23 protein-coding genes and 4 pseudogenes are annotated in these 25,010 nt (G+C 61.9%); 13 read left to right on the forward strand and 14 right to left on the reverse strand.

Annotation, left to right across the window (positions count from 1 at the left end; genetic code table 11):
* On the forward strand, positions 1-840 hold an 840-nt coding region (locus RHBS_RS00005), incomplete at its 5' end, for an MFS transporter (protein WP_128644458.1).
* Complete coding sequence (locus tag RHBS_RS00010) at positions 837-1,400, forward strand: NADPH-dependent FMN reductase (protein ID WP_128644459.1); 564 nt, start codon at positions 837-839, stop codon at positions 1,398-1,400. The genes RHBS_RS00005 and RHBS_RS00010, both read left to right, overlap by 4 nt.
* 20 nt (positions 1,401-1,420) lie before the next feature.
* Here the strand turns inward: RHBS_RS00010 and RHBS_RS28595 are convergent, their stop codons facing one another.
* Positions 1,421-2,173, reverse strand: a complete 753-nt coding sequence (locus RHBS_RS28595) for a glycosyltransferase (RefSeq protein WP_187298292.1) — start codon at positions 2,171-2,173, stop codon at positions 1,421-1,423.
* 584 nt (positions 2,174-2,757) lie between these two features.
* On the opposite strand from RHBS_RS28595, the gene RHBS_RS00020 reads away from it, so the two are divergent.
* Both RHBS_RS00020 and RHBS_RS00025 read left to right on the forward strand, forming a co-directional pair.
* Entirely contained in the window at positions 2,758-3,369 is a 612-nt protein-coding gene (locus RHBS_RS00020; RefSeq protein ID WP_187298293.1) for a TetR/AcrR family transcriptional regulator, read from the forward strand.
* Between the two features lie 49 nt (positions 3,370-3,418).
* The gene (locus RHBS_RS00025) at positions 3,419-3,604 is read left to right on the forward strand and encodes a hypothetical protein (protein ID WP_128644462.1); all 186 of its coding nucleotides are present in this window, start codon (positions 3,419-3,421) and stop codon (positions 3,602-3,604) included.
* A 168-nt stretch (positions 3,605-3,772) separates the two neighbouring features.
* On the opposite strand, the gene RHBS_RS00030 is transcribed toward RHBS_RS00025, so the two are convergent.
* From RHBS_RS00030 to RHBS_RS31985, 3 genes and pseudogenes are all read right to left on the reverse strand, one after another.
* Positions 3,773-4,657, reverse strand: coding sequence for a DMT family transporter (locus RHBS_RS00030; protein WP_128644463.1), 885 nt, complete (start codon positions 4,655-4,657; stop codon positions 3,773-3,775).
* Between the two features lie 132 nt (positions 4,658-4,789).
* Positions 4,790-5,758 carry a LysR family transcriptional regulator gene (locus RHBS_RS00035; RefSeq protein ID WP_128644464.1) on the reverse strand — a complete coding sequence of 323 codons (969 nt, stop codon included), beginning with the start codon at positions 5,756-5,758 and terminating at the stop codon, positions 4,790-4,792.
* Positions 5,759-5,807: 49 nt separating this feature from the next.
* Positions 5,808-6,842 (reverse strand): annotated as a pseudogene (locus RHBS_RS31985) (NAD(P)-dependent alcohol dehydrogenase); the annotation flags it as partial.
* An 89-nt stretch (positions 6,843-6,931) separates the two neighbouring features.
* Between RHBS_RS31985 and RHBS_RS00045 the strand changes: the two are divergent.
* From RHBS_RS00045 to RHBS_RS00055, 3 genes are all read left to right on the forward strand, one after another.
* Positions 6,932-7,885, forward strand: coding sequence for a GlxA family transcriptional regulator (locus RHBS_RS00045; protein WP_128644466.1), 954 nt, complete (start codon positions 6,932-6,934; stop codon positions 7,883-7,885).
* A 178-nt stretch (positions 7,886-8,063) separates the two neighbouring features.
* Positions 8,064-8,735, forward strand: a complete 672-nt coding sequence (locus RHBS_RS00050; protein ID WP_128644467.1) for a TetR/AcrR family transcriptional regulator — start codon at positions 8,064-8,066, stop codon at positions 8,733-8,735.
* Positions 8,732-9,664, forward strand: a complete 933-nt coding sequence (locus RHBS_RS00055; RefSeq protein ID WP_128644468.1) for a TIGR01777 family oxidoreductase — start codon at positions 8,732-8,734, stop codon at positions 9,662-9,664. The genes RHBS_RS00050 and RHBS_RS00055 overlap by 4 nt, the downstream gene beginning before the upstream one ends.
* A 19-nt stretch (positions 9,665-9,683) precedes the next feature.
* Here the strand turns inward: RHBS_RS00055 and RHBS_RS00060 are convergent, their stop codons facing one another.
* The 3 genes and pseudogenes from RHBS_RS00060 to RHBS_RS00070 form a co-directional block, all read right to left on the reverse strand.
* On the reverse strand, positions 9,684-10,439 hold the full coding sequence (locus tag RHBS_RS00060; RefSeq protein WP_128644469.1) for an SDR family NAD(P)-dependent oxidoreductase: 756 nt from the start codon (positions 10,437-10,439) through the stop codon (positions 9,684-9,686).
* Positions 10,436-11,992 carry a long-chain fatty acid--CoA ligase gene (locus tag RHBS_RS00065; protein ID WP_128644470.1) on the reverse strand — a complete coding sequence of 519 codons (1,557 nt, stop codon included), beginning with the start codon at positions 11,990-11,992 and terminating at the stop codon, positions 10,436-10,438. Before RHBS_RS00065 ends, RHBS_RS00060 begins: the two co-directional genes overlap by 4 nt.
* 11 nt (positions 11,993-12,003) lie before the next feature.
* Positions 12,004-13,127, reverse strand: a pseudogene (locus tag RHBS_RS00070) (DUF5938 domain-containing protein).
* Positions 13,128-13,373: 246 nt separating this feature from the next.
* Between RHBS_RS00070 and RHBS_RS00075 the strand changes: the two are divergent.
* Positions 13,374-14,012, forward strand: coding sequence for a TetR/AcrR family transcriptional regulator (locus RHBS_RS00075; protein WP_128644471.1), 639 nt, complete (start codon positions 13,374-13,376; stop codon positions 14,010-14,012).
* On the opposite strand, the gene RHBS_RS00080 is transcribed toward RHBS_RS00075, so the two are convergent.
* Positions 14,006-15,190 (reverse strand): citrate synthase, encoded by a 1,185-nt coding sequence (locus tag RHBS_RS00080; protein WP_237668874.1) that lies wholly within the window; start codon positions 15,188-15,190, stop codon positions 14,006-14,008. The two genes, RHBS_RS00075 and RHBS_RS00080, sit on opposite strands and share 7 nt — an antisense overlap.
* A 113-nt stretch (positions 15,191-15,303) precedes the next feature.
* Between RHBS_RS00080 and RHBS_RS00085 the strand changes: the two genes are divergently transcribed.
* On the forward strand, positions 15,304-16,449 hold the full coding sequence (locus RHBS_RS00085; RefSeq protein WP_128644473.1) for a citrate/2-methylcitrate synthase: 1,146 nt from the start codon (positions 15,304-15,306) through the stop codon (positions 16,447-16,449).
* Between the two features lie 114 nt (positions 16,450-16,563).
* Here RHBS_RS00085 and RHBS_RS31990 read toward each other — a convergent pair.
* A pseudogene (locus tag RHBS_RS31990) lies at positions 16,564-16,962 on the reverse strand (N-acetyltransferase family protein); the annotation flags it as partial.
* Positions 16,963-17,046: 84 nt separating this feature from the next.
* Here RHBS_RS31990 and RHBS_RS00095 point away from each other — a divergent pair.
* Positions 17,047-17,610, forward strand: coding sequence for a TetR/AcrR family transcriptional regulator (locus tag RHBS_RS00095; protein ID WP_187298294.1), 564 nt, complete (start codon positions 17,047-17,049; stop codon positions 17,608-17,610).
* Positions 17,607-18,884, forward strand: coding sequence for an alpha/beta fold hydrolase (locus tag RHBS_RS00100; RefSeq protein ID WP_187298295.1), 1,278 nt, complete (start codon positions 17,607-17,609; stop codon positions 18,882-18,884). The genes RHBS_RS00095 and RHBS_RS00100 overlap by 4 nt, the downstream gene beginning before the upstream one ends.
* Here RHBS_RS00100 and RHBS_RS00105 read toward each other — a convergent pair.
* Positions 18,798-19,442: a putative glycolipid-binding domain-containing protein gene (locus RHBS_RS00105; RefSeq protein ID WP_128644476.1), complete on the reverse strand. Its 645-nt coding sequence runs from the start codon at positions 19,440-19,442 to the stop codon at positions 18,798-18,800. The genes RHBS_RS00100 and RHBS_RS00105 overlap by 87 nt on opposite strands.
* A gap of 146 nt (positions 19,443-19,588) precedes the next feature.
* On the opposite strand from RHBS_RS00105, the gene RHBS_RS00110 reads away from it, so the two are divergent.
* Positions 19,589-20,083, forward strand: coding sequence for a hypothetical protein (locus tag RHBS_RS00110; RefSeq protein WP_128644477.1), 495 nt, complete (start codon positions 19,589-19,591; stop codon positions 20,081-20,083).
* Here RHBS_RS00110 and RHBS_RS00115 read toward each other — a convergent pair.
* Positions 20,068-21,495, reverse strand: a complete 1,428-nt coding sequence (locus tag RHBS_RS00115; RefSeq protein ID WP_236745309.1) for an MFS transporter — start codon at positions 21,493-21,495, stop codon at positions 20,068-20,070. The two genes, RHBS_RS00110 and RHBS_RS00115, sit on opposite strands and share 16 nt — an antisense overlap.
* A gap of 74 nt (positions 21,496-21,569) precedes the next feature.
* Between RHBS_RS00115 and RHBS_RS29935 the strand changes: the two are divergent.
* A pseudogene (locus RHBS_RS29935) lies at positions 21,570-21,914 on the forward strand (winged helix-turn-helix transcriptional regulator); the annotation flags it as partial.
* A 93-nt stretch (positions 21,915-22,007) separates the two neighbouring features.
* Here the strand turns inward: RHBS_RS29935 and RHBS_RS29940 are convergent.
* From RHBS_RS29940 to RHBS_RS00135, 3 genes are read right to left on the reverse strand one after another with little or no spacing between them, the layout of a single operon-like run.
* Positions 22,008-23,366, reverse strand: a complete 1,359-nt coding sequence (locus RHBS_RS29940) for an MFS transporter (protein WP_128644479.1) — start codon at positions 23,364-23,366, stop codon at positions 22,008-22,010.
* Positions 23,366-24,298, reverse strand: coding sequence for an NADP-dependent oxidoreductase (locus RHBS_RS00130; RefSeq protein WP_237668875.1), 933 nt, complete (start codon positions 24,296-24,298; stop codon positions 23,366-23,368). The genes RHBS_RS29940 and RHBS_RS00130 overlap by 1 nt, the downstream gene beginning before the upstream one ends.
* Positions 24,295-24,927, reverse strand: a complete 633-nt coding sequence (locus tag RHBS_RS00135; RefSeq protein ID WP_187298296.1) for a DsbA family protein — start codon at positions 24,925-24,927, stop codon at positions 24,295-24,297. The genes RHBS_RS00130 and RHBS_RS00135 overlap by 4 nt, the downstream gene beginning before the upstream one ends.
* Positions 24,928-25,010: the final 83 nt, after the last annotated feature.

The following is a 25,010-nucleotide window of genomic DNA, read 5'->3' on the forward strand; positions in this document are numbered from 1 at the left end:
GGAATAGTCCTCGCTGCGCGTCGGCTTCCGACCGGCATTCGCGACAGCACAGATCCCTTGGACGTACTGTCGCTTGCTCTGGCTATGGTCGGGCTACCTCTGACGGTCTACTGCATCAGCACTGTCGGCGACGGCGCGTTCCCATGGATCACTTGCATATTGGGTGTCGCAGCCCTCATTGCGTTCTTATTGCGGTCGGTGCGCGGCACCGGGACGCTCATCGACCTGACGCTGCTGCGAGACCGTCAATTCACCGCCGCATCCTTGGAAGTGTTCTTTGCCGGCGCGGCGCTCTTCGGCGGATTGATCGTGATGCCGCTGTATTTCCAACTGCAGTTGGGCGTCGACATCGTCGACGCCGGCCTGCTACTGATGGCATTCAGCCTCGCTGCCGCCGTGACCTTTCCGGTTGCTGGATGGCTTACCGATCGATTCGGGGGCGGACCAGTCGCCGCCGTCGGACTCGTGGTGACCGTGGCCGCAACGGTTCCCCTGGCTTTCCTGCCCGAGAACCCGAACCTGGTCACGCTCGAGATGCTTCAGGCAGTCCGCGGCGTCGGGTTGGCTCTGGCGGGTTCACCGGGCGTGTCAGCGGCCCTGGCCGCTGTTCGCCCCCACAAGATTGCCGACGCGAGCGTTCAGGTCAATATCTTCTCTCGCGTCGGTGGCGCGGTGGGGAGCTCCCTGTTGGTGACCGTAGTAGTCGAAGACGGAGCGGGCGAATCGGTTTCACCGAGCGACTTTCGAGTTGCGTTCTGGTGGTTGACCGGCACAGCCGTAGCCGCACTAGCCGCCTCACTATGGCTGACAATCGAACAACAACGAAAGAGCAGACGATGACAAGTATCGGCATCATCATCGGAAGTACCAGGCCTGGCCGGAAGAGCTCATCCGTCGCCGAGTGGGTTCGCATGCAAGCTGCCGGTTGCAGCGACGCGCACTTCGAGTTGATCGATCTCGCTGATTTCGACCTCCCACACCTCGATGAACCAGCGGCGGCGGCGATGAGCCGAGACTATCGAGGGCAACACACCATTCGATGGTCAAGCGCGATCGACCGCTACGACGGATACATCTTCGTCACCCCCGAATACAATCACGGTCCGACCGGGGTGTTGAAGAACGCGATCGACTACCTGTACTACGAATGGCGTGACAAGGCAGTAGGTTTTGTGGGCTACGGCACGTCCGGGGGTACCCGAGCCGTCGAGCAGCTACGTCTTGTGACCGCGGAACTTCACATGGCCAGCGTGCGAGACCAAGTCGCGTTGTCGCTGTTCGACGACTTCGACTCCGAAGGCAACATTGCACCACGCGACCACCATCGACAGACTTTGAGCCGCATGGTCGATCAGGTGGTCGCTTGGTCGCAGGCGCTGGCACCTCTACGGGGCATGTGACGCTATTCGCGTAGCCCAGCTCAGCGCGCGAGCATCACCTCGACGGCACCTGCCATTCCAGACGACGCACGCACCTGACGATGTAGGTAATCCGCACGGTCGGCATAGCCGCTGTCCCCAAGGACAGTGTCCACTGCCTTCCTGATTCGTCTGGAACCAACTCGTGTCCGGGCGATTCCGATGCCGATTCCGCTCCACTCGACACGAGCAGCCACGTCTGCCTTGTCTTGGGATCGACCGACGCTGACTACCGGCACCCCATGGCGGAGCGCGAAGCCAACCCCGCCGTATCCACCGTTGGTGATGAACGCGGATAGAGTTGGGAAAACGACGTCGTACGGCAAATCGGTTGCTAGATAGGTGTTTTTCGGCAATCGGCCGTCGAACTCGTCCAGTTCACGCCCCACCGATACGAGGACGTTGATGGGCCGGTCGGCGAGAGCTTCGATGGTCGGCAACACCAAATGCGAAAGATCCGTTTCGGCCGATCCCTGCGTCACCAAGACCGTCGGGATACTGCGGTCGAGGTCATTCCACCAGTCTGGAAGTCCATGAGCGGTTGTGTCGCTGACCGCAAGCGGTCCCACGAAGTGCACGAGGCGTGTGTACTCGTCCGGAATCGGAAACTCGAATTCGGGGACGGTCAACTGGACGATGTCGTCCACGAGACTGAGCCAGTCCAGAATGGACACCGGCAGGTCGGCCCCGACTCGCCGGATGCTCTGTTCGGCACGCCTCTGCGCGGCCCGCAGTGCCAGTGACCGAATAGCCACGTTAGCCAGCTCATTTCGCAAGCGACCCGACCAGGTACGCCCCGGTTGCCAACCCAAACCAGCTGGAGGTCGGTCGCCACCTGGTATCGAAAGAGGATTGCTCCCCCATGCCACGATCCTGGGACGAGTGTGGTTCGGGCTCAAAAGAAGTGGAATCGCCCCGAAGAACATTGATTCGACGACGACAACCTCGACCTCTTCTCGGGCGAGGATTCGCTGAATCATCTCCGACTGCGGAACCAATGGTTCGATGAAGATGTGCTCCAAGTCGAATTGCGCGCGCCGGGTACCACGAAGCCCGGCGCGCACGGGAAACACACTGTCGAGATCGTTTTCGTCGAAGTCCACCTCCACCGGCAGCGGCTCGAAAACAGCACCGACCGACTTGACCGAATCCTGGTATCGCCTTCCTGTCAGCACCAGTACACGGTGTCCGAGACCGACCAAGCGCTCGACAATAGGCAGCATCGGGGCGACGTGACCACGAAACGGCCCTGCACAGAACATGATCGAAGCCACTAGACGCCTCCCAGAATGGGTCAACAATTGACTACACTGACACTGTACCGAATACGATCGTCATCGTGACTGACACCCGCAGATACGATTCACCGACCCGAGCCGAAGCTGCGTCGCGAACTCGGCGCGCCGTAGTCGAAGCTGCAGCGGAACTGTTCGAGACCAACGGATTTGCCGGTACCACCATGCGCTCTATTGCCGAGCGCGCGCAGGTGAGCGTCGAGACGGTCAACGCCCTCGGGCCTAAACACGACCTGCTCCGAGCCGCATTCGAGCGTCGGTTTCTTGGGGGCTCCCTTCCCGGCGGAGAGTCGGCCATCGCGTTGGACGCAATCGATGCCGACTCCGTACGGACAGTTCTTGGACCGCTGATCCAGCAGTTCAACAGGTCCGTCGGCATGCACCGAACCCTCGTCGCCGCCGCCGACGCAGACGGCAATGCCCGCAATCTCGTCAACGAGCTTCGAGCCACCCAGCGTCGACAGATCTTCGACCTGCTTGATGCCCACACAGGTGCGCGAAGGGCCGAACGACGTCGAGCCGCCGATGCATTGTCGTTCGTGTTGTCGCACCACGCGTACGACCACTTCGTCGTTGGGTGCCGCTGGACTGAAGTGCAATACGAAGACTGGGCCGCGCGTGCAGTGCTCGAGGAAATGCGACGACTGCACCCGTGACGGGCCAATGGGTTTCACTCCGGACGCGGCTGCATGATGGGGTAACACCGTGATCGATCACGACGCATCGTCGCCTGTCCCACCGCGGACGCTGACGTGGGTTCGTCGACATCTGGGTGTCGGAGAACGAATCACAGAGATCGAGCAGATGTCGGGCGGCTCCACGGCAGAAGTACGAAAGTTGACCGTCGTCGCATGGGCGCAGCTTGGCGCGAAGCCGGACGGACGGACCTGACGCCACACGTCATCGAAGATCGGCTGGGCGCCTATATCTCGTTGTTGATGAATGGCCCGAAGCGAGCCGGCGATATCTGAGTGATGACCGACGCCAACTCGTCCCTCCTCGAGGACATTTGCGCTCGATCTCATCTCCGGGACACACGCGAACAGACACAGCTCCGCTCTACGCTTCTCGGTTGCGAGACTGCACGATCCACGCTCCGACCAGGATGACGGGGATACCGATGTAGACAGCAAAACGAATATCCTCCCCTCCGACAATGGTGCCGACGACAGTGGCGACGATCGGTACGAAGTAGGTGGCCACCGATGCTCTCGTCGGGTCCGTTCGTCCGGAGAGCCACGCGAAGACGACAAACGCGCCGCCTGTGCTGAAGGCTCCTAGCGCGAGCACAGCCGCAATCGGTACTGGGTCCGGCGTACTCGACAGCACTGACGGCATACCCGGAAGCACCAGGAGCAACGCAGCAATCCACATCGCTCGCATCACCACCGGCAATGCCCCGTATCGTCGCTGCAAGGGACCGGCGATGTTGAACGCTATTCCGTAGAGTGCCACTGCAACGAGAACCAGAGCTACCGACGTCGACGAGTTCGCGCCGCCGCCGTCGAGACTGGAGAGGCAGACCAGAAGGACACCTGAAAAGCCTGCCAGCAAGCCAAATACCACGATTGTTCTTGGCAGCCGGTGGTGAAGTATCGCCGCCACGATCGCCGTGAACAGCGGAGCGGACCCATTCACGACACCGGCAATGGCGGAGTCCAGATGCTGTTCGGCGACGGCGAACAGAGTCATCGGTAGCGCCATCCATACGATTGCCAACAGCACGATCGGACCGTGGTTCCTCCACGGGATACGGGTACGAGATGCCGGAATTGCAGCGAGTATCCCTGCAGCCACCGCCGCACGGGCGAAGGCAACACCGAAGGGGTCGAGCAGATTCAGCGACTCCCGAATGAGAAAGAAGGACATTCCCCAGGCGAGTGCGACGTAGGTAATCGCGGACGCGACCTGGACGTTTCGGGGACGCTCCTCGGCCGCGGTCAAAGTCCTCTGTCCCGGATTTCGAGTGGTAGCGACTGGTCGACCAATCCGTGTGCGAAGCAACGCTTGTCGTAGCTCATGGTTCGATCTCAGCACTGATCCCTGCTATGGGACAGCCGGGACCGCTGAACGTTTCTACATCGAGGATTCAGTTCGATCGATGCAGTCTCGAGGTAAGGCGCGCGCTTCTGGATCCGACGAACTTCGCTTGTCACGGGCGGCCACTTCCAGAGCCAGCACCGTTTCTCGAACGGCGGGGCGGATGGCGATCGACCGTCGCCGGCCCGCGTACACCGTGCGCAGCGGAGCAGGCGTCAGCCCGATCATGCGGACACCCGGTGGAAGCGGTCCTCGTCCCAGTCTCGGAATCAGTGCAATGCCGAAACCCGCAGCAACCATGGACAACTGCGTCGCATGTTCTCCCGCGGTGTAGGCCACATCCGGCCGAGCACCGACACTTCGGAGGGTGTCCGTCAGCCAGTCGTGGCACTGCCAGCCTGTCGGCCACATCACCCATTTGTCCTGCGCCACATCGTTCAATGTGACCGTGCTGTGGTCCGCCAGTCGGTGGCCGTCAGGAACGGCGATGTCGAAAACGTCGGTGAGCAGCCGTGCGGTCGCCACCTCGGGTGGGAGTATGAGCCGTGCACTCTCCCAGTCCTGGATGATGGCAATGTCGACGTTGCCACGAAGGAGTTCGTCGATCGATTCCTTGGGCTCCCTCTCGAATACCTCGATGTGCAGAGCTGGGAACGTGCTCGTGAGCTGCGACAGCACGGTCGGCAGCAATCCTCGGACCGCCGAGGAAAACCCGGCGATCTTCACATTCCCGACCACTGACCCCTTGTACGCCGCCAGTTCGGCCTCTGCCTCGGCCATCATCGCCAGCATGCCGTCTGCCCGTTCGACCAACAGCTTTCCAGCACCCGTGAGCCGTACCCCGCGACCACTTCGCTCCAACAAAATTTGCCCAGCTTCCCTCTCCAGCTTGGCAATTCGTTGCGATACCGCGGATGGCGTGATGTGCAGGATCTGCGCGGCAGTGGACACCGATCCTGTCCGCGCCACGGCGGCCAGAGCGTTCATTCCACCGAAGTCCAGCATTATGCGAGATTACCCAATCCCAGGTGTCGGCCTGCACCAAGACCAATTTCCCGAAGGGGGTTCCGCCCTTCAGGCGACGTAGCGACGCAACCACCACGTCATCTGAAGTGATTGGAACCGCCGAATCGATGACGGGTCGTATCCCGTGTTCGTCGATGAACGTTGCCAGCTGCTCGTACATCTCGCGCGAACCGGTTTCGATTCCGTGGATGGTCACGTTGCGGGTCACGAATTCGTAGGTGTTGATCGATGCCGACAGACCTGCGATCAGGCCGACGAAACTGATGCTGCCGCCGATGCGCACCGCGCGCAGAGATACGTTGAGATTCTCCCCTCCGACGGTCTCGACCACATGGTCGACACCGCGACCGTCGGTCCAGTTCATGACATTGTCCGCGACGTCGTCGTGACCGTAGTCGATGGTGTGTTCTACACCTAGCTCTCGCGCGAGCGCCAGCTTCTCTTCACTGCTGGAGGTGACAGCCACGCGAGCGCCACGAGCCCGCGCCAGTTGAATCGCCTGCAGCGCAACGCCTCCGGTCCCATGGATCAGCACGGTCTGTCCAGGTGCGACCTGCCCTCGGACCACCACCGCATGCCAGGCCGTGACACCCGCGACGGGCAATGTCGCCGCCTCCGCGTCGGTCAGCGTCCGCGGAGGTGCCGCCGCCTCGTCTTCGTGAACGACGACGTAATCCGCAAGCATGCCGCGATTGACCGGCCCGCCCACGGGGAGTACATACTTCCCGTCGTCCAGGTCGCCACCGCGCCAGCGTGGAAGAAACATCGCAGATACTCGGTCACCGAGCCCGAAGCGCGTCACCTCGGTCCCACGCGCGACGACCACACCGACGCCGTCGGAAACCGGAACAACAGGACTCGTGGGCCGCCAACCGGAATCCCCTTCGATGACCAGAAGATCGCGGTAGTTCAGTGACCACGCGCGCATACGAAGCAGCACCTCGTGTTCACCGGGAGACGGCACCGATGTGACGGTGCGTTCGAGGGCGTCTATGCCGCCACCGTCCGTCAGCCACGCAGTCATCGTTTGGGTTGATTCCGTCCGGCTTTTGCTTATCTCCATGTCTCCAGGATGCGTGCCACACCCGCTTCGCACGACTGGCAAATGCGACTCTTGTCGACAAGATCCCGCCACGGGGTCAAGATATCGATGTGCTCAGTACTGTCACGGTGATTCTGCAGGAACCTGTTGCCGTGTTCGAGCTCGGTGTTCTCGCCGAGATATTTGGGGTGGATCGCTCCGACGACGGGGTGCCTGCGTTCGACTTTCGAGTATGCACCGAAGCGCCGGGCAAGCAATTGTCCTCCGGCAACGGAACCTCGATCCTCACGCACCTACCTCTGTCAGCGGCCCATGACGCAGATTTGGTCACACTGATCTCGTCACCCATCGGTCGACCTCCGTCCGACGCGGTGATGCAGACCGTGCGAGATGTTCATGACCAAGGAGCTCAGCTACTTTCGGTGTGCACCGGGGTCTTTGCGCTCGCATACTCCGGTATCCTCGACGGACGTCGCGTCGCCACTCACTGGCGTCACGCGCCGCAGCTCGCCGCCGATCACCCGAGCATCATCGTCGATGCAGACCTGCTCTACCACCAGGATGGCCCCATCGTCTCCAGCGCGGGTACTGCCGCCGGAATCGACGCATGCCTCCACTTGATTCGGACTGCATACGGTCCTGCCGTCGCGAACCGAATTGCGCGCCGCATGGTCGTGCCCGCCCATCGACGCGGCGATCAGCGCCAGTTCGTCGACGCGCCTGTCAGTCTCGCACCGGACCACGGCCTCCAGAACGTCATCGATTGGATCGACAGCCACCTTGCCGACCCACTGACTACCTCCGATCTTGCTCGCGTCGCGGGCGTGTCGCCGCGGACGCTCGTCCGACGCTTCTCGAACGAGATCGGCTCTACACCGCACGGTTGGCTTACTCAGCGACGGATCGCCCGTGCGCAGGAGCTGTTGGAGCTGAACCAGTCGTCGATCGAGGCAGTTGCAGCCAGCACTGGGTTCGGCTCGGCTCCCCTTTTGCGCCAGCACTTCCGACGCCTGATCGGAATCACGCCCACCGAGTTTCGTAGACAGTTCGCCGCCGAACCGTGATCAGCGCGCTCGAGCGGAGCGACTGCGGGCCTGAGACATCGACGTTGGGGACGCCCGATCATCGTCGCTACCGGCACTGATTCCGAAGCCGCAGACGCGGTGTACGGATATTGCGACTTGAACGTGTTCAAAAACAGGTCTAGGTTCATGTTGAACACGTTCAGATCGAGGTGAATCGATGGCTCGCACGTCCGAGACTCGCGACAAGGTGGTCGAGGTAGCTCTTCGGCTGTTTCGCGAGGAGGGGTTTCAAGCAACCACCATGCGTCGGATTGCCGACGAAGCCGGCGTCTCGCTCGGGAATGCGTACTACTACTTCGCGGGCAAAGACGAGCTGGTCAACGAGTTGTACATCGTGATTCAGCGCGATCATCGCGAGCGTGCTCTCCACGTCCTCGTCGACGGCGGATCACTGTCCGAAAACTTTGCTGCCATTCTGCATTCCGGTTTGGACGTGATGGAGCCGTATCACGCCTTCGGTGGATCCTTCCTGCAGTTGGCGTTGCCCACCCGGTCCAGTTCCAGTCCGTTCTCGGAGGAATCGTCCGACGCCAGGTCCATGGCCATCGACCTCATGCGAATTACCTTGGAGACGTCGAAACAGAAGGTTCCGGGATCTCTGAAGGATGTTCTGCCACAGCTGCTCTGGATGATCTACATGGGTGTCACCCTCCATTGGGTCACCGATTCTTCGGACAACCAGGCGCGCACCCGCACCTTGGTCGACGAGCTCGTGCCGGTGGTGGCCAAAGCCGTACGCCTCGCTCGCCTCCCGGTGGCGCGGGGGTTGGTCACCGACGTGGCCGGCCTGTTGAAACGAATGACGTCCCCAGAAGGGCTCCAACAATGAGTGATTCACCATCGACCGTCGTCCTGTGCGGTGCCTCCGGCTACATCGGACGGTACCTGCGTAGCTACTACGAAGATCGCGGTATTCGTGTCAGGACCGTCGGCCGCGGAACATCCAGCGATGCAACGTGGTCCGATCATCGCAGCCTCGTCGATGTGCTCGACGGTTCCGATCTGGTCGTCAATCTCGCAGGCCGCTCGGTGAGCTGTCGCTACAACAAGACGAACGCGGACGAGATCATGTCATCGCGCATCCAGACGACGGCGCAACTCGGCCGTGCCATTGCCGACGTAGAAAACGCACCTCGATTGTGGGTCAACGCCAGCACCGGCACTATCTATCGCGATTCGCGTGACAGGCCGATGGACGAACGATCCGGCGCCATGGGGTCGGGATTCTCCGTCGAGGTCGCCCGTGCCTGGGAGCGCGAACTGTTCGAAGCAGATGTGACCATTCGCAAGGTGGCGCTTCGTATGTCGATCGTGCTGGGCGCAGGCGGCGGGGCCATCAACCCGATCATCGATCTCGCCAGAGTGGGGCTCGGCGGAAAGATGGGCGACGGCGGCCAGATGTTCAGTTGGGTTCATGTCGCCGATGTCGCTCGTGCCCTCGATCATCTCTACGACAACACTGGTATCTCCGGGCCGGTCAACGTTGCTACTCCGTTCCCGGTAACCAACGAGGACATGATGCAGCAGGTCAGGAATGTTCTCGGCCGCAGTCACGGTCTACCGACACCGGCGTGGCTGCTTCAGTTCGGTGCACGGGTGATTCGCACCGAGGCCGAACTGGTCTTGAAGAGCCGATGGGTGGAGCCACATGTGTTGACAGGCAGTGGTTTCGAGTTCCAGTATCCGAAGCTGGACGATGCGCTTGTCGACATCGCATCCGAGACGCCCCGGGGATTGCTCCCCGTCGCCCTGGGATAACGACGGGGAACCCTCGAACCTAGACGAGCGACGCAGACAAACCTCCGTCCAGGATGTAGTGGCTTCCGGTGATCCATGACGCCCGGTCGGAGGCGAGGAACAGCGTCACTTCCGCGATGTCCTCCGGTGTTCCCAGCCGTCCTTGCTTGGCTTTGACGAGGTCACCGAACGGGATCTGTGTTGCGGCTTCGAAGTCCGGGACCAGTCGATCGACCATTGCGGTATCGGCGAATCCGGGGCACACGGCGTTCACTCGCACTCCCGATGCGCGCATCTCGATGGCAGCGACGCGCGTGAGCTGGATGACTGCAGCCTTTGTGGCACAGTAGGACCCGAGCAATGCGGTACCGCCCACCCCGGCGAGCGAGGCGATGTTGACGATATTGCCCTTCGACTCGACCAATGCACCGATCGCGGCCTTCATCACCAGGAACGTGCCCTTGACGTTGACGGCGCAGATCTTGTCGAAGCTCTCCGTCGACTGCTGGAGCAGCGGTGACGACACTTCGATTCCCGCATTGTTGACGACGATGTCGAGTCCGCCGAGAATTTCCACGGCCTGCGCCACCGCACTCTGCACCTGACTCTCGTCGGACACATCGCAGTTCGCGATGCCGGCGGCACCGATCTCCTCGGCCGTCTTGGCTGCTGCGCCTTCGTCGATGTCGCTGACGACGACACGAGCGCCGCGCTCGATGAACATCTGGGAGATGGCTTTTCCGATGCCGGCTCCGGATCCGGTCACGAATACTCGCTTGCCCTCGAACTCTGTCATGGTGTGCTTCCCTTCGATGATGAGTGAGACATGGTGCTGCGTACTTCGGTCTTGAGGATCTTTCCCACTTTCGAGCGGGGAAGGTCGGTCCAGATCTGAATCTGTTTGGGTGCCTTGATGCTTCCGATTCGCGCCTTCACGTGGGTAATCAGCTCCTCGTCGGACGCGTCACGGCCGGGCCGCAACAGGACTGCCGCGGTGACGCGTTCGCCCCACTTGTCGTCGGGCAGTCCGACGACGGCGCATTCCTTCACCGACGGATGCGACAGCAGGGCCTGTTCCACCTCGGCCGAGTAGACGTTGAACCCGCCCGTGATGATCATGTCCTTCGCACGATCGACCACGTACAGGTAGCCATCGTCGTCGAGGTACCCGATGTCACCGGTGTGGTGCCACCCGTGTGCACCCACTTCGGCTGTGGCGTCGGGATTCTCGTGATAGCCCTGCATCACGAGGGGACCGCGAACGACGATCTCGCCACGCTCGCCGCGCTCGACCAGTCCACCGTCGTCGTTCATGATCGCCACCGTTGTCAGCCGAGTCGGCTTGCCTGCCGAACTCAGTCGCTCGGTAGCAATCGATCCGTCGCTGCGGAAGTGATCGGCCGGAGCGAGTGTTGCGATCATGTTCGGTGCCTCGGTCTGGCCGAACAGCTGTCCGAGAACCGGCCCGATGCGGGTCAGTGCCTCTTCCAGTCGAGTCGGTGACATCGGTGCGGCCCCGTACCAGAGGCACCGCAGCGAAGACAGATCCGTGACGTCGAGATCCGGATGATCGAGCACGCCGTAGATCACCGTCGGCGGCAGAAACGCGTGGGTGATCCCGTGTTGTTCTATGAGCGACAGGAACTGTCCGACGTCGGGAGCACCCATGACAACGACGTGTCCGCCCAGACTGAGGATGGGAAACGTCAGCACGCCCGCAGAATGAGTCAGCGGCGCGAGAGCCAGGTATCTGGGTCGATCCCCGAAGGGGTAGCTCATGAGTGCCGTTGCCGTGGAGGTCATCATGTTCTCCTCGGTCAGCCTCACCCCCTTGGGTTTTCCGGTCGTACCGCCGGTGCCGGCGATCATGCACAACCCGTCCGCCGGTCGTCTCTCCGCAACAGAATCGGAGCCGCGTTCGACGAGCCAGCTGTCGTACGAGAGCGCTCCCGGCACGTCGCCGTCCAGGCAGACGAGCCATTCCAGCCGAGGAAGCTGCTCGCGAATGCGACCGACGAGATCGGCGAAGGCTTTCTGGAAGAACAGGAATCGGCAGCCGAAGAGCTCGAACAGTTGACGGTTCTCGTCTGCTTCGTTGCGTGGATTGATGGGGCACCACACCGCCCCTGCCCGCGAGATCGCGAATACACAGGTCAACGCCAGCGGGTCGTTGGCGGAGAGCACGGCGACCCGGTCACCTGCTTCGATCCCGTTGTGCTGCAACGCAGCGGCGATGGCCACTGTGTCGTCGTACACCTGGCCGTAGTTTCGGGTGGTGTCACCGATGGTGAGACAGGGCGCGTCTCGGCCCAGTGACACACCTTTGTCGAGGTAGTCGGACAGCCGCATCGGCCCTGTCCTCAGCTGTGTGCAGTGACGATGGGTTCGAGCACCAGTCCGAACGCGCGGAGCACGCCGAGCAGTTCCCGATGTCCGAATGCCTGGCAACTCGAGGCGAATCCGACCTTCCTCGGCGGTCCCTGCAGCAGATGCGCCGCCGCGTAGGCGTTGAGCAGTGCGGTCTGCTTGTAGTTGCAGTTGCCGTGAATCACGGTGTGCACACGACCGAGTGGTCCCGACGCGTAGACCGAGTCGAGCGAGGTGTTGATGCGCGGGTTCTCCCGTGGGGGCGTCTCGCTGCGCACCGACGACGACACCGTGTCGATGATCTGGTACTTCTCCGCATCGGACTTGCCCTCCATCTGAGCCATTGCGGCAGAGATTATTTGAGGCACTGCCAGCATCAGAGGCTTGTTGATCACACCGCCCAGGGCCCGAGCATTCGCTACGCGCGGATCGTTCTTGAACCACACCGGATGGGATGTCCCACCCCAGGGCAGAGCCAGGCCCAGGTCGTGCTGGCCGGGCACAACGACCTGCATGACGCCGTCGTCCGGCCATTCGACGTACTCGTTCTGCTCCAGGTAGTAGGCCTTGGAGAACGCGGCGTTGGTGAGGATCGTGTTCGTCGACGCGACCGTCGGGTGTCCCTTCCAGAAGACCTCGATGTCGAGTGTGTCCAGCCCCGGCGTCTCGAGGCAGATGTTCGCAGCGATCTCACCGATGCTGTACATCTGCGCCAAACCTGGTGTGAGTACGAGGTTTCGGGATGCGAACTCGGCGCCGTACTTCGCCTCGGCGTCGATCATCCAGTCCTGCTCACCCGTGGTGTCGGTGTAGTGCGCACCGATCTCGATGCACGCCTGCGCAACTTCGTGGCCGTACCGCGAGAACGGACCGACCGTGTTGAGGACGATCTCGGCACCCCGGAAGGCTTCGGCGAGAGCCGCTGCGGTGTGGTCGACCTCGACGACGTCGTACTCGACGGTCTCGATTCCGGGAACCACGTCGACGATGCCTTAACTCGGCCTTCGTCACGTCCGGCGGCCAGGAACGGGATGTTGTACTCGCGCAGATATTCACAGATCAGTCGGCCGGTGTATCCCGACGCTCCGTAGACGACGACGCGCTTGTCGGTTGGCATGAAAAGTCCTCTCGTGATCGGCCCGTCCGCACGGCGGACCGAGATGGGTTGAGACTTCGGGCACCGGAGGGGACGTAGGGAACATCCGCCCTGCTGACGTGTGCCGTGGATCACACTAGGGTAGAATTTGTACAGACGTCAAGTTTTTTCTGGACAACTGCCCAGGATTTTGCCGACGCCGAGGTTCCTCTATCGGCCGTCGGGCATACACTGAGGTGACGACCACGCGCGGAAAGGACACGGACCATGACCCAAACCGCTGATCCGCGCGCGCGTATCGAGGAGCGCGCCCGCAACAAGTTCGAGTCCAAGCGGACCGAGCTGGCCGAGGCGACGCTGCACACATTGGCCGAATTGGGTTATGCGCGCACGTCCCTGCGGGAGATCGCGCAGAATTCCGAGTACTCGCACGGCGTGCTCCACTACTACTTCACCGACAAACTCGACCTGATCACGCACGCCGTCCGCCAGTACGAGGCCATCTGTGTCACTCGTTACGACGAGGTGGTAGCCAACGCGGTGGACGCCGCCGGCTTGTACGCGGACTTCGAGGAGAAGTATTTCGCCACGCTGGCCGCGGACGCCGGAATTCACCGTCTCTGGTACGACCTCCGTAATCAGGCCCTGTTCGACGGTTCGTTCCGCGGCGACGTGCTCGAGATCGAGGAGCGTCGCGAGGACATGATCTGGCGAGTGGTGGCTCGGTACTGCGAACTTCACGGCACCACGCCTGCACTCGACAAGGCCTCCGCCTACATCCTTCTCGACGGCATCTTTCAGCGCGCTCTATTGCACCACCTGGCCGGCAACACAGCCGAGATCACCGCCGCGCGTCGCCAACTGCTCGCAGCGTTCGCATTACTGGATTGCCCGACGCCTCAGTAGGTTCCCGGCCGAGTTCCCGTGTAGATGCCGGGCACCCGAAAGCGCAGGGGCGCTTCGTCGTACTCTTCGAGGGCGTGTGCGGTCCACCCGACAATTCGGGCGAGGGCGAACACCGTTTCCGGCGTGTCTGCTCTGAGCCCGTAGGCGAGGGTGAATGTGGCAAGAGCGAAATCCGAGTTGGGAAACGTATCGAATCTGTTGCTCACCTCCTCGATGATGACGTCCGCAGCAGCGACCACCACGGGGTCCGCACCGTGAGCGGGGGCCCGAAGCAATCGCAGTAGTTCCTCGGCACGCGGGTCTCGGTCGGTGTAGATGACGTGCCCGAAGCCGGGCACCCGCTCCCCCGACCTCAAATGTGTTGCGAGAGCGCCTATCGGATCGTCGATCGCCGCCGTGAGGAACCGGTACACGGGATCGGCGGCGGAGCCGTGCAGAGGGCCGTCGATACAGCCGAGGCCCGCCGAGACTATCGAGTACAGATTCGCTCGGGTGCTCGCAGCAACCCGAACTCCGAGCGTCGACGCGGCCAGACCGTGATCGACCATCAGGACGAGCGCGGGCTGCAGTACCACCAGACCGTTCGGATCGGACTCGTCGGACGTGATTGCCTCCCAGACTGATTCGGCGATCGGAAGCTCAGTGGAACCACGACCGAGGGCTGCTGCAACCGTCACCAGCAGCTGCCCTGCCTCGCGGACAACGGATGTGGACCCGGTGTCGAATCGCATCGGTCGGTAGGTGGAGGCGATGTCGACGGCGATGCGGATCCGATCGATGGACCGACAGCTCGGTGCCATCAGCCCCAGTGCATCTCGGCATCGTTGCACCACAACGGGATCGGCGACGAACTGGGTTCCGTCCACCAGCTCACCCGTCCACACGAAATGTGCAACCGATTCCAAAGTGCGCGAGCTGAGCTCGACGGCGTCACGCCCCCGATAGTAGAGATGCCCGTCGTCGATCAGCGTGACCCGAGTCCGAATTCTTTCCACGGCACCGATATCGGTGCGCCGAGCGGTATCGCGTCCGGCGAGAGATTCCACCTCGTCCACGTCGAACACGCTCCCCCGCACTCCGGGAAGTCGAGTACTGGTCAACAGTCCGCGGCTGACGTAGGCGTACACCGTTTCCGGCTTGACGCCCAACCGTGCGGCGGCCTGCGCGGTGGTGAGCATGTTCCGACCGTCGGCGTGCCTCATCTCCGCCTTTCACATTGACTCGATCAACATTGACAAGAATCAACGTTAGCGCGGATCGTAGGGATTGACCAGCGCAAAGGAGTGCAGCCATGACCGTTCTCGACGCCCCAAGAGGGCTTCACAACGTCGTCGTCACCACCACATCGATCGGAGATGTACGAGGCGACGAGGGTTTCTATCACTACCGCCAGTACTCGGCGATCGACATCGCGCTACACATGACCTTCGAGGACGCATGGTTCCTCATGGTCGAGAGCCGGTTGCCGAACGACGCCGAGCGCGCCGAGTTCCTGCGTACGGTGGCACCGCTGCGCGTGCTGCCGAAGGACGTCGCAGAGGCCGTGAAGACAGTGGCACTGTCGGGTCCCGAGCAACCACTCTTCGCATTGCGGACGGTGTTGTCGGGAATGGCAGGTGCTGTGCCGTTGTACGAGTCGACGGAATCGGACAAACGTGCGACCGCCCTGCGTCTGTGCGCGATGACGCCGACCATTCTTGCTGCCGTACACAGGATTCGAGCCGGCAAGGAACCCATCGATCCACGCGATGATCTGACGACGGCTCAGAACTGGTTGTTCATGATCACCGGGCAGGTGCCCGGGGCCGAACACGCCCGAGCGATCGACCGATACCTCACCGCCACGATCGATCACGGGTTCAACGCGTCGACCTTCACCGCGCGAGTCGTCGCGTCGACGGGGTCGGACATCGCATCCGCAGTGTGCGCCGCGATCGGGGCCTTTGCCGGACCTCTGCACGGAGGTGCCCCGGATCGTGCCCTCGACGGGCTGGACGAGATTGCCGACGTCGATTCCGCGGACGCGTGGGCACGAGCGAAAATTACTGCAGGCGACCGCATCATGGGATTCGGACATCCGGTGTACCGAACCGACGATCCCCGATCGGTGATGCTTCGCGATACGGCACAGGAGTTGGGCGGTGACCTGATCGACAAGGCAGTGCAGGTCGAGAAGGTCATCGCTGCTGCGCTCGCGGATCTCAAGCCGGACCGCAAGCTATACGCCAATGTGGAGTACTACGCAGGCGTCGTGATGGAGCTCTGCGGAATTCCTCGGTCGATGTTCACGCCCACTTTCGCGTCCAGTCGGATGGTGGGGTGGTGCGCCAACATCGTCGAGCAGTCGCACGACAGCAAGATCATCCGGCCGATCGCTCGCTACGACGGCCCAGTGCCTTCGGCAGTGGTGCGAAAAAGTGCCGCCCAGGGCACATAAGCACGCCACTGCGGAGCAGTCACAACCTCGCCCGCATAGCAGGAAAGGCGTTGGCAGTGAATCCGCTCCGCTCGTAGATTCCGCGCCCGGAGGCGTCGCCATCAACTCCACCCGTGCAATCCCGGTCTGACGAGCCCAGTCCATCACCGCATCGAACGCTCTGCCACCGAATCCCTGACCTCGGGCGAAGGGCGCAGTACATACGTTGCTGATCAAGACGTCACGCCCATTCGGCGAGAGCGGCGAGGGTGCCGCGTCGCGAACGGCACCCATGGCGCATGCTTTGATGACACCGTCGTGTTCGACGACAAAAATGCCGTAGTCCGCATCGTCCAATCGGTCGACGAACCAGTCGAATGCATTTGCGCGCCATAGTTCGTTGTCACCGACACTGCCCATCGATCGAAACATCTCGGCCCGCAACTCGACGAGATCATCCACGTCGCCGATGTGTGCCCGTCGAACTGTCACCTCGTTCACATTCGTCCTGCTTTCTCTGCCCGCTGTCGCCACTAGTGGTACGTCGTTCTAGTACGTTGTGCTAAATTGAGTTCTGTGCCTGACAGTAGACGGAGTGGCAGACGGGACGCCATTCTTTTGGCTGCAAGTTCCCTGGCAGACCGTGACGGTCTCGAGGCAGTCACCGTCCGAGCTGCTGCGCACGAAGCAGGTGTGGGAATCGGAACTCTGCGACACTACTTTCCGACACAGAGGGATCTGTTCGATGCGATCGTCGAGCGTCGGGTCGACGCGGTGATAGACGATTCGATCGTGCTCGATTCGGCAGCACCGATCGATGCACGGATCGCCGACATGGTCGGGCAGTTCCTGCCGGCCGAACTCGACCAGCCCGGAGCGCTGGGTCTGTGGTTCGCCTACTATTCCACCGCCTTGGGTCCAACTCCATCCGTGGCGAGCCAGCAACTCCTTACCGCTGCGGCACGCCGGTCGCACCAGCACATGCGCCGATGGTTGCGGCACTTCGCCAACGAGGGTCTCGTGGCCGACGACATGATCGACGATGCAACCGAGACTGCCATTGCGTTGACCGTCGGCCTGACCCTCGAAGCGTTGACTCCTGGATCCCCGATGACCATCGAGCGCGGCAAAATATTACTTGCACAGCACTTCTCAGAATTGTTGGCCAAGGCAGTGCAGTGACGAGAGACCAAGACAGACTACGCAGACTTGCATCGACAAGTCCCGGGCTTCGCACTCTTCGACGCCCGGCGACCACGAACTGCCCCGAATTCGATCTGGCATACACCCGCACCGGACAGCCGTCGGCCACACCTGTCGTGGTGCTGCCCGGTGGACCGGGTTTGGCCTCGGTTCTCCCCTATCGACGCTTCCGTCGGCGCGCAACCGCACGGGGGTTGGACGTCGTCATGATCGAGCATCGGGGAATCGGCCTTTCCCGCGCCGACACCACCGGACACGATCTTCCGCGTGCAGCGGTCACGATCTCAGCGGTGATCGGCGATATCGCAGCTGTGCTCGAGCACGAGAACATCGATGCTGCAGTGCTGTACGGCTCTTCGTACGGCACATACCTCGCGTGTGGCTTCGGTATCGAGCACCCACACTCGGTAGCCGGGATGGTCCTCGATTCGACAGTGCTGTCGGCGCACGATCACCATGCGGTTCGGTCACACGCGCGATCACTGCTTTGGGACGGACAGCACCCCGACACCGAGTCCAGTGCGCGGCTACTGCGCGATCTGATCGCCGGGGGTACCCACACCCAGGACGACGCGAGCGACGTTGCGCGGCTCACCTATGAATTCGGCGGACCCGCATTGCTGCAACGATTTCTGAAGCAGGCGACGTCCGGAAAAGCGCAGCGAACCTGGGCCTTCGTGTCGAATCTCGGAAGAAGCGAAATCGAAGACGAGGTCGCGACGCGTTTCTGGATGGAATTCGGGCCGGTCGCCGGCATCGCGTTCACCGAACTCAACTACGCACCCCCGCCCGACGGTGGCCCGTTCGATCCGGCAACTCAGTTCATTTCGGCTGCAGCCAAATACCCACCGTTCTCCAAGGAGCCATTCGACATTCCCGCGCATCTTTCGAGATTTCGGTGGCCGACGGTGATCATCACCGGAAGCCGCGATCTACGCACTCCCCGACCGATTGCCGAGCGCGCCCACGCTTCGATCCCCGGTTCGATTCTGCTCGGAATCGACAACGGCCACAGTGCGCTCGATACGCACCAGTTGGTGGCTCTGCACGTCATCGAACGTATGGCTCAGAATCAGTCCAACAGGTTGACCAGGCCGTCGGACACACAGATCATCCGACAACTGGCCGTTCGTGGTTCTGCCACACGGTTTCTGCCGCATATTATTTCAACTCGACTCAGATTGGAGAACGCAGCGGACACACTCCCTCGGCTCAGCCGATTCGGACTGCGAGCTCCGGGTACTCGACGATGAGCCTGAAGCGTCATAACGAAGATCTGCGGAGAAGTCGAACTGCGGGGCGGTGTAGCCGAGCGAGAACGGTGATGTGACGGTCGCCGGGATCTCGTACCTCTGGTCGAGCACTTCCACCACGTTGGCAGTGGTGCGCACATACACCGAGCGCACCTCGTGCGAACCGGGTTCTGCCCAGAGTCTATGGACTGGAATGGTGTTGGTGACGACAGAAGCTTCGAGATCGATGTCCGCGCATGCAGCCAGATCGGGGCGCACTTCACCGTCGACAAACCACGTGCCGTTCTCGTCACGAGCGAAGTCAGTGCTCCACGTCGCGTCGCGGATCTGCGTTTGGACAGTGGCCTCACGCGTTGCCCACTGTTCGTCGACGATCACGCGATAGGACACTGCATAGCTCGCGGATCCTTCCACCGCGACACTGCTACCCCAGATACGAGTCGTGCCGTCCGCAGGGTTCGAAGCGAAGTACGCCACCTCGAAGCCGTCGCGCAATCCGCGGTGCCGCCACGCTGCAGTCTCGGGAAGTTCGTGGAGGTCGTATTTCTCGATCGTCATGTCGGGACTCCGTATCGATGTGCGCTCGAAGATCGAGACTACCTGGACAACAGCTGCACCCCTTGACCTTCCAGTAACACGAAGCTCGATGCTGGCAGTCGCCGCTCCCTGCGGTCCACTGATGAATCACCGAAGGAGCAGAACCGATGACCGAAGACCTCGACACCACGATGACCGCGATCGTCGCAGCAGCAACCGAAGGACGCGTCGGCGATTCTGCCGGTGCTCGTCGATCACTGCTCGGACTGTGGAACGAAATCGGTACCGATGGGGATGCCCTACATCGTTGCACTCTCGCCCACTATCTGGCGGACCTGTACGACGACCCGGCGCAAGCCTTGGCATGGAACATTCGGGCTCTCGATGCTGCAGATGCCCTTACCGACAACCGAGTTCGACGCCATCATGGGTCGCTTCATGTCGCCGGTTTCTATCCTTCACTACATCTCAACCTCGCTGAGGATTACCGCCGTCTGGCATCGTTCGAGGCCGCCGGCGCGCACATAGATTCAGCTCGAAGGCTTGCGGAGGACCTTCCGGACGATCCGTACGGCACAGGCATCCGCGACGCCATTGCCGATATCACCGAAGCTATCGCCCGTCGCGACTCGGCCACCGATGCACGTCAATCCGCGTCCTGACCCACGCTCGTTCGCTGACGAACGAACAGCAGTATTCCGATGCCCAGGGCGAGTCCTGCTGCCACGGCGGGGACGATCAATGCACGCTGGTAGTCCTCGACCGACGGCTCGCCGAGACTTCCGCCGACGAGCACGACCGTCACGATCGAGACGCCTAGGGCAGCACCGAATTGGAATCCGGTGTACACGATTCCACCTGCCAATCCATGCTTGTCATCGCTGACGCCTTCTACTGCAGCAGCAGTCAGCGGGCCGTAGATGAATGCGAATGCCAAGCCCAGCAGGAGCAGCGATGGCAGTAGGTCACCGATTCCCGAGCCCTGATCCAACCGGAGGGTCAGAACGAACCCGAGTGCCACCGCCCCGAGGCCGGCAAGCATCACTGCAACGTTGCCGAATCGGGCGACCAACTTCGGTGTCAGGAACGGTGCAACGACCAACTCGATCCCCATCGCCGCGAATGCAGTGCCTGTCTGCAGCGGAGTCCAACCCAACAATTCTTGGAGATACAGCGTCAGGACGAATTGCCATGCGAAGAAGGCGCCGATGAACAGCAATCCCACCGACGTTGCCCACGGCAGCAGTCCGGCTGTCACCACTCCTGCGGGGATCAACGGGTTTTCCGCTCGCCTCTCGATGGCGACGAAGGCGCACCCGAGTAGAGCGGCGGCACCGAATGCACTGAGCCCCAGTACGTTGGACACGTTCCCTCCTACGGTGACAATCCCGTACACCAGGCTGACCATCGTTGCAGTGAGCGTCGCGCCTCCAGCAAAATCGAATGATTCGCGGGCTCGATCTTCGGTCTCTTCTGCGTCGCGCGCGATGAAAAGCCCTCCTGCGACGAGGAATCCGAGCCCCAGGACAGCCGGGGCGAAGAAGACCAGCCTCCAGTCCAGTGACGTGAGCACGCCTCCGGCGAACACTCCGAGGAGAAATCCGGAGGCCCCGATAGCTCCGTAGACGGCAAGGGCCTTGTTGCGCAACGCTCCTTCTGGAAATGTCGTGGTAAGGAGACTGAATCCAGCGGGTGTCATGAAACCGGCAGTTGCACCGGTGATGAACCGGACCACGATCAACACCCATGATTCGTGCGCCAACCCACCGATGGCAGAGAAGGCCGCGAACACGGCGAGAGCCGTCAAGAAGACCCGGCGTCGTCCGAGGACGTCGGCGGCGCGACCACCCAGAATCATGAACCCCGCGTAGGCGAGCACATAGGCGCTGATCACCCAGTGGGCCGAACCGGTGCCGAGGCCGATATCGGCAGCAATGCTGGGCACTGCCACGTTCAGCATCGCGATGTCGATCCCTTCGAGGAACAACGCTCCGGTCACGACACTCAGTACGACCCACGCACGGCCCGGCAGCAGCGACACATGGCCTTCGATTGCTGATTCGGATTCGGTCACAACACTCTCCTCGGTGACAAAACATCAGTTGGTTACTTCTTGTAACCGACTGCAGCCTGGGTCATCATGAGTGCATGACACAAGAAGGCACTTTGGAGTCAGTCGGTTCCCCGCAGGGAAGTGACCAGGTGGCCGACGGATGTTGCCGCGATGGCCGTGACGCGTACCAATGGGATGCCCGCGAGGACTGTGGCGTCAGGCAGATTCTCGATCGTGTCGCCGACAAGTGGTCGCTTCTGGTGATCGCGTTGTTGGACGAGCAAACCTTTCGATTCGGCGAACTTCGACGAGAGATCGACGGGATCAGCACTCGCATGTTGACCGTGACTCTGCGTAACCTCGAGCGCGACGGCTTGATCGACCGGCGCATGTACCCCGAAATTCCTCCGCGCGTCGAGTACCGACTCTCGGACCTGGGCCGAACGTTGCTGGGAACCATCCAAGCTCTCGTCGAATGGACCGAACACAATCAGCAACGAATCGCCCACGCTCGGGCAGTATTCGACGACGCGTCAGCGGTGACTCCGTCTCAGGTTCGAGTCGGGTCGACGCGCAACGAGAACGGCGGCACCGCCGACACCAGCAATCAGCGTGTAAGCGATCAGGAACTCGTGCGCGATCGCGAGCGACAACACCGCTCCTGACACCGCGATCAAGATCGATTGGTTCATCGACTCCGAAATCTGCAAACCGGAACTGTTGGCACCGTATGCGGCCTCCGTCGATTCCGCCAGAACAGTGGCGGTGATTCGCGGGTACGCCAGCCCCATACCTGTTCCCATGACGATGCATGCGCCCACCAGAGCAGGTACCGGTATCGCTCCGGCGATGAACAGCCACGCGCCGACAGGGCCGACGAACACCAGCGCTACCGCTCTCGGTACCAGAGCGGAACCACCCTCGCCGCCGGAGCTTCTACCCTGCAGCCAGGCTCCGAAAATCCATCCGATCGCTCCGAGGGCAACGATCAGGCCGGACGAACTGGGACTGTAGCCGAGCTGGCGCTGGAGGTAGAGAGGCAGATAGATGTCCGTTGCCGCAACGGTCGCACCCAGCAATCCACGTAGCACGGTCGCGCGAGGAATGCCCGGTCGAAACCTGAACGTGCCCTGGGGAAGAAGGCGTGTTGCCGACAACCCGATCAGCGAAACGGCGCACAAGCTGCCCAGGACAAGAATGGGAACTGTTTGCTGACCCGCGAGGTGCAGCGCAAGCACGCCCGCCGCTGCAACCATGGCCCATCTTCCTCGATTTCCGAATACTGCTGTGCCGTTACGTAACTGGACCGAACCACGGACCGCGACAAGCAGTATTGTCAAGGACACTCCGGATCCGACCAAAGCCAGCGCGAACACCGTTCGCCAACCGACGAACTCGACGAGTACGCCGGCGAGCAGCGGTCCCGAGATTCCGGGTAGAAGCCACGCAGCCGTCAACAGCCCGAAGGTTCGAGAATGCAGCTCGGCTGGGATGCACTGTGCAATGACTACGTACAAGACGACAGAGTTGATTCCGCCGCCGAATCCCTGCAGCAGCCGACCTGCCACGAAGAGCTCGATCGTGGGTGCCACCACACAGAGCGCAATCCCGATGAGAAAGGCAGTACCGCCCACTGCCATCGGGACCCTGACACCGCGTCGGTCGGCCCAATTTCCCCCAATGGTCATCCCCACCAGAGCTGCGGTCAGTGTCGAGGCATACGCGAGTGAATACCAGCGATCGGCACCGAAGTCATCGACGATCACGGGCAGAGCAGTGGTGATTGCGAACGACTCGAACGCAATGAACGTCATCGTTCCCAGCAGGCCGATAATCAGCGGCCGATGCTCTCCCGACAGCAGGTTCGAAGGACGGTCCACCCTGTCGGTCATCAGCTTCCTTCATCGACGAGCAACACGACCTTGCCGCGCCCGTGTCCGCTCTCGACGTCACGATGCGCCTGGCCGGTCTCGTCGAGCAAGTACGCGGCCCTGACTGTGACGCGCAACTGTCCGGTAGCGCACAGATCGACGAGTTCGCGCAGACGCTCGGCCGATCGATCGCTCGAAATCCATTGGCACTGGAGCTCTTTTGCCAGTGCCATGTCGACGATCGTTCCAATGCGGGAACGGTCGGACGTCAGATCGACTGCGGTGCGCAGGTTCTCATGTCCGGCAGCGTCGAGCACCACATCGACTCCTTCCGGAGCCGCTGCCGCGATTCGTTCGATCTGACCCTCACCGTAAGTTACTGCGACTGCGCCCATCTGCTCCAGATACGGGTGGTTGTCTCGACTTGCCGTGCCAATCACCCGCAGGCCTCGATGAAGCGCCAACTGAACCGCCATCGAACCCACCCCACCCGCTGCCCCATGGACCAGCAAAGTTTCACCTGCCCGCGCGCCCAACCGTTCCAGGGCGGTGTGGGCCGTCTGACCCGACGCGGACAGCGACCCCGCCGTGCGCCAGGAAACGTGAGAGGGCTTGGCTACAATCTGGTCGGTCGGAACGCTCACGTTCTCCGCGTAGCAGCCGAGAACTCGATATCCCAGGACGTCGTCACCGACCGCGAACTGGTGGACATCTGCACCGAGCGCCTCGACGGTTCCCGCAAATTCGTCGCCGAGAATCTGCGGAAACTCGATTCTCGCGCCCGGCGGTACCCACCCTTCCCGAATCGCCGCATCGGTCAGTTGCACACCGGCCACTCGAACCTTGACCAGCACCTCTCCAGAATTCGGAGTCGGCCGGGCAAGCGTTCGGGTCTTCAGCACCGATGCGGGGCCGTGTTCGTCGATCGCAACGGCGCGCATCGTGTTGATCATCGGCCGACCGCCGGGCGACCTTCGATCCGATCGAGACCGACGCTCGGATCACCAGTGATTCTTACCGAATCGGCAAGAACAGTCGGAATCGAGCTGATGCCGAGCGCGGCCGCATCGCGAATATCGTCGTCGACAGCGGCCGAGTACTCGTCGGTCTCTACGAGCATCGTGATGTCGCCGCCCGCCAGGCCCACCTGTTCGCCGACCGAGCGGAGGACCGTCCAATCCGCTATATCGTCGTTGAACTCGAAGTGCCTCGAATACAGGGAATCCCACGCCTCGAATCTGTTCAACTCTCGATCCGCCACCAGCTTCAGCAGTCGGTGCGCATTGCGTGAGTCGACTACCAACGCGGTGTCGATGTTGATGGTGAGCGATTCCGATGTACCGCCCGCCACGATCTTCCTGCTGTGAGCCGCCCATCGTGCTTCGTCGAAGCCCCACGAGGACAGCGCCGCTTCCCGAACGGTGATGCCGGAGCGAGTTGGACCGGCGGGTTCGAGCAGAAAGCTCCTGTACTCGACCCGCGTGCCGGATTCGAGACGGCCGAGTGCCCGCCCCAGTTGTCGATGCCCAATCCAGCACCACGGGCACCGTAGGTCCGCCCAATTCGTGATCGTTGTCGTCAATTGTCTCTCCTGACCTCGCCGAAGACTGCGATGTACAGTGCACTTCATCAAGTGCACTTGACGTCAAGGCGAGTGAGCGAACC

The sequence above is a fragment of the Rhodococcus sp. BS-15 genome, assembly GCF_000813105.1.
Classification (GTDB): domain Bacteria; phylum Actinomycetota; class Actinomycetes; order Mycobacteriales; family Mycobacteriaceae; genus Rhodococcoides.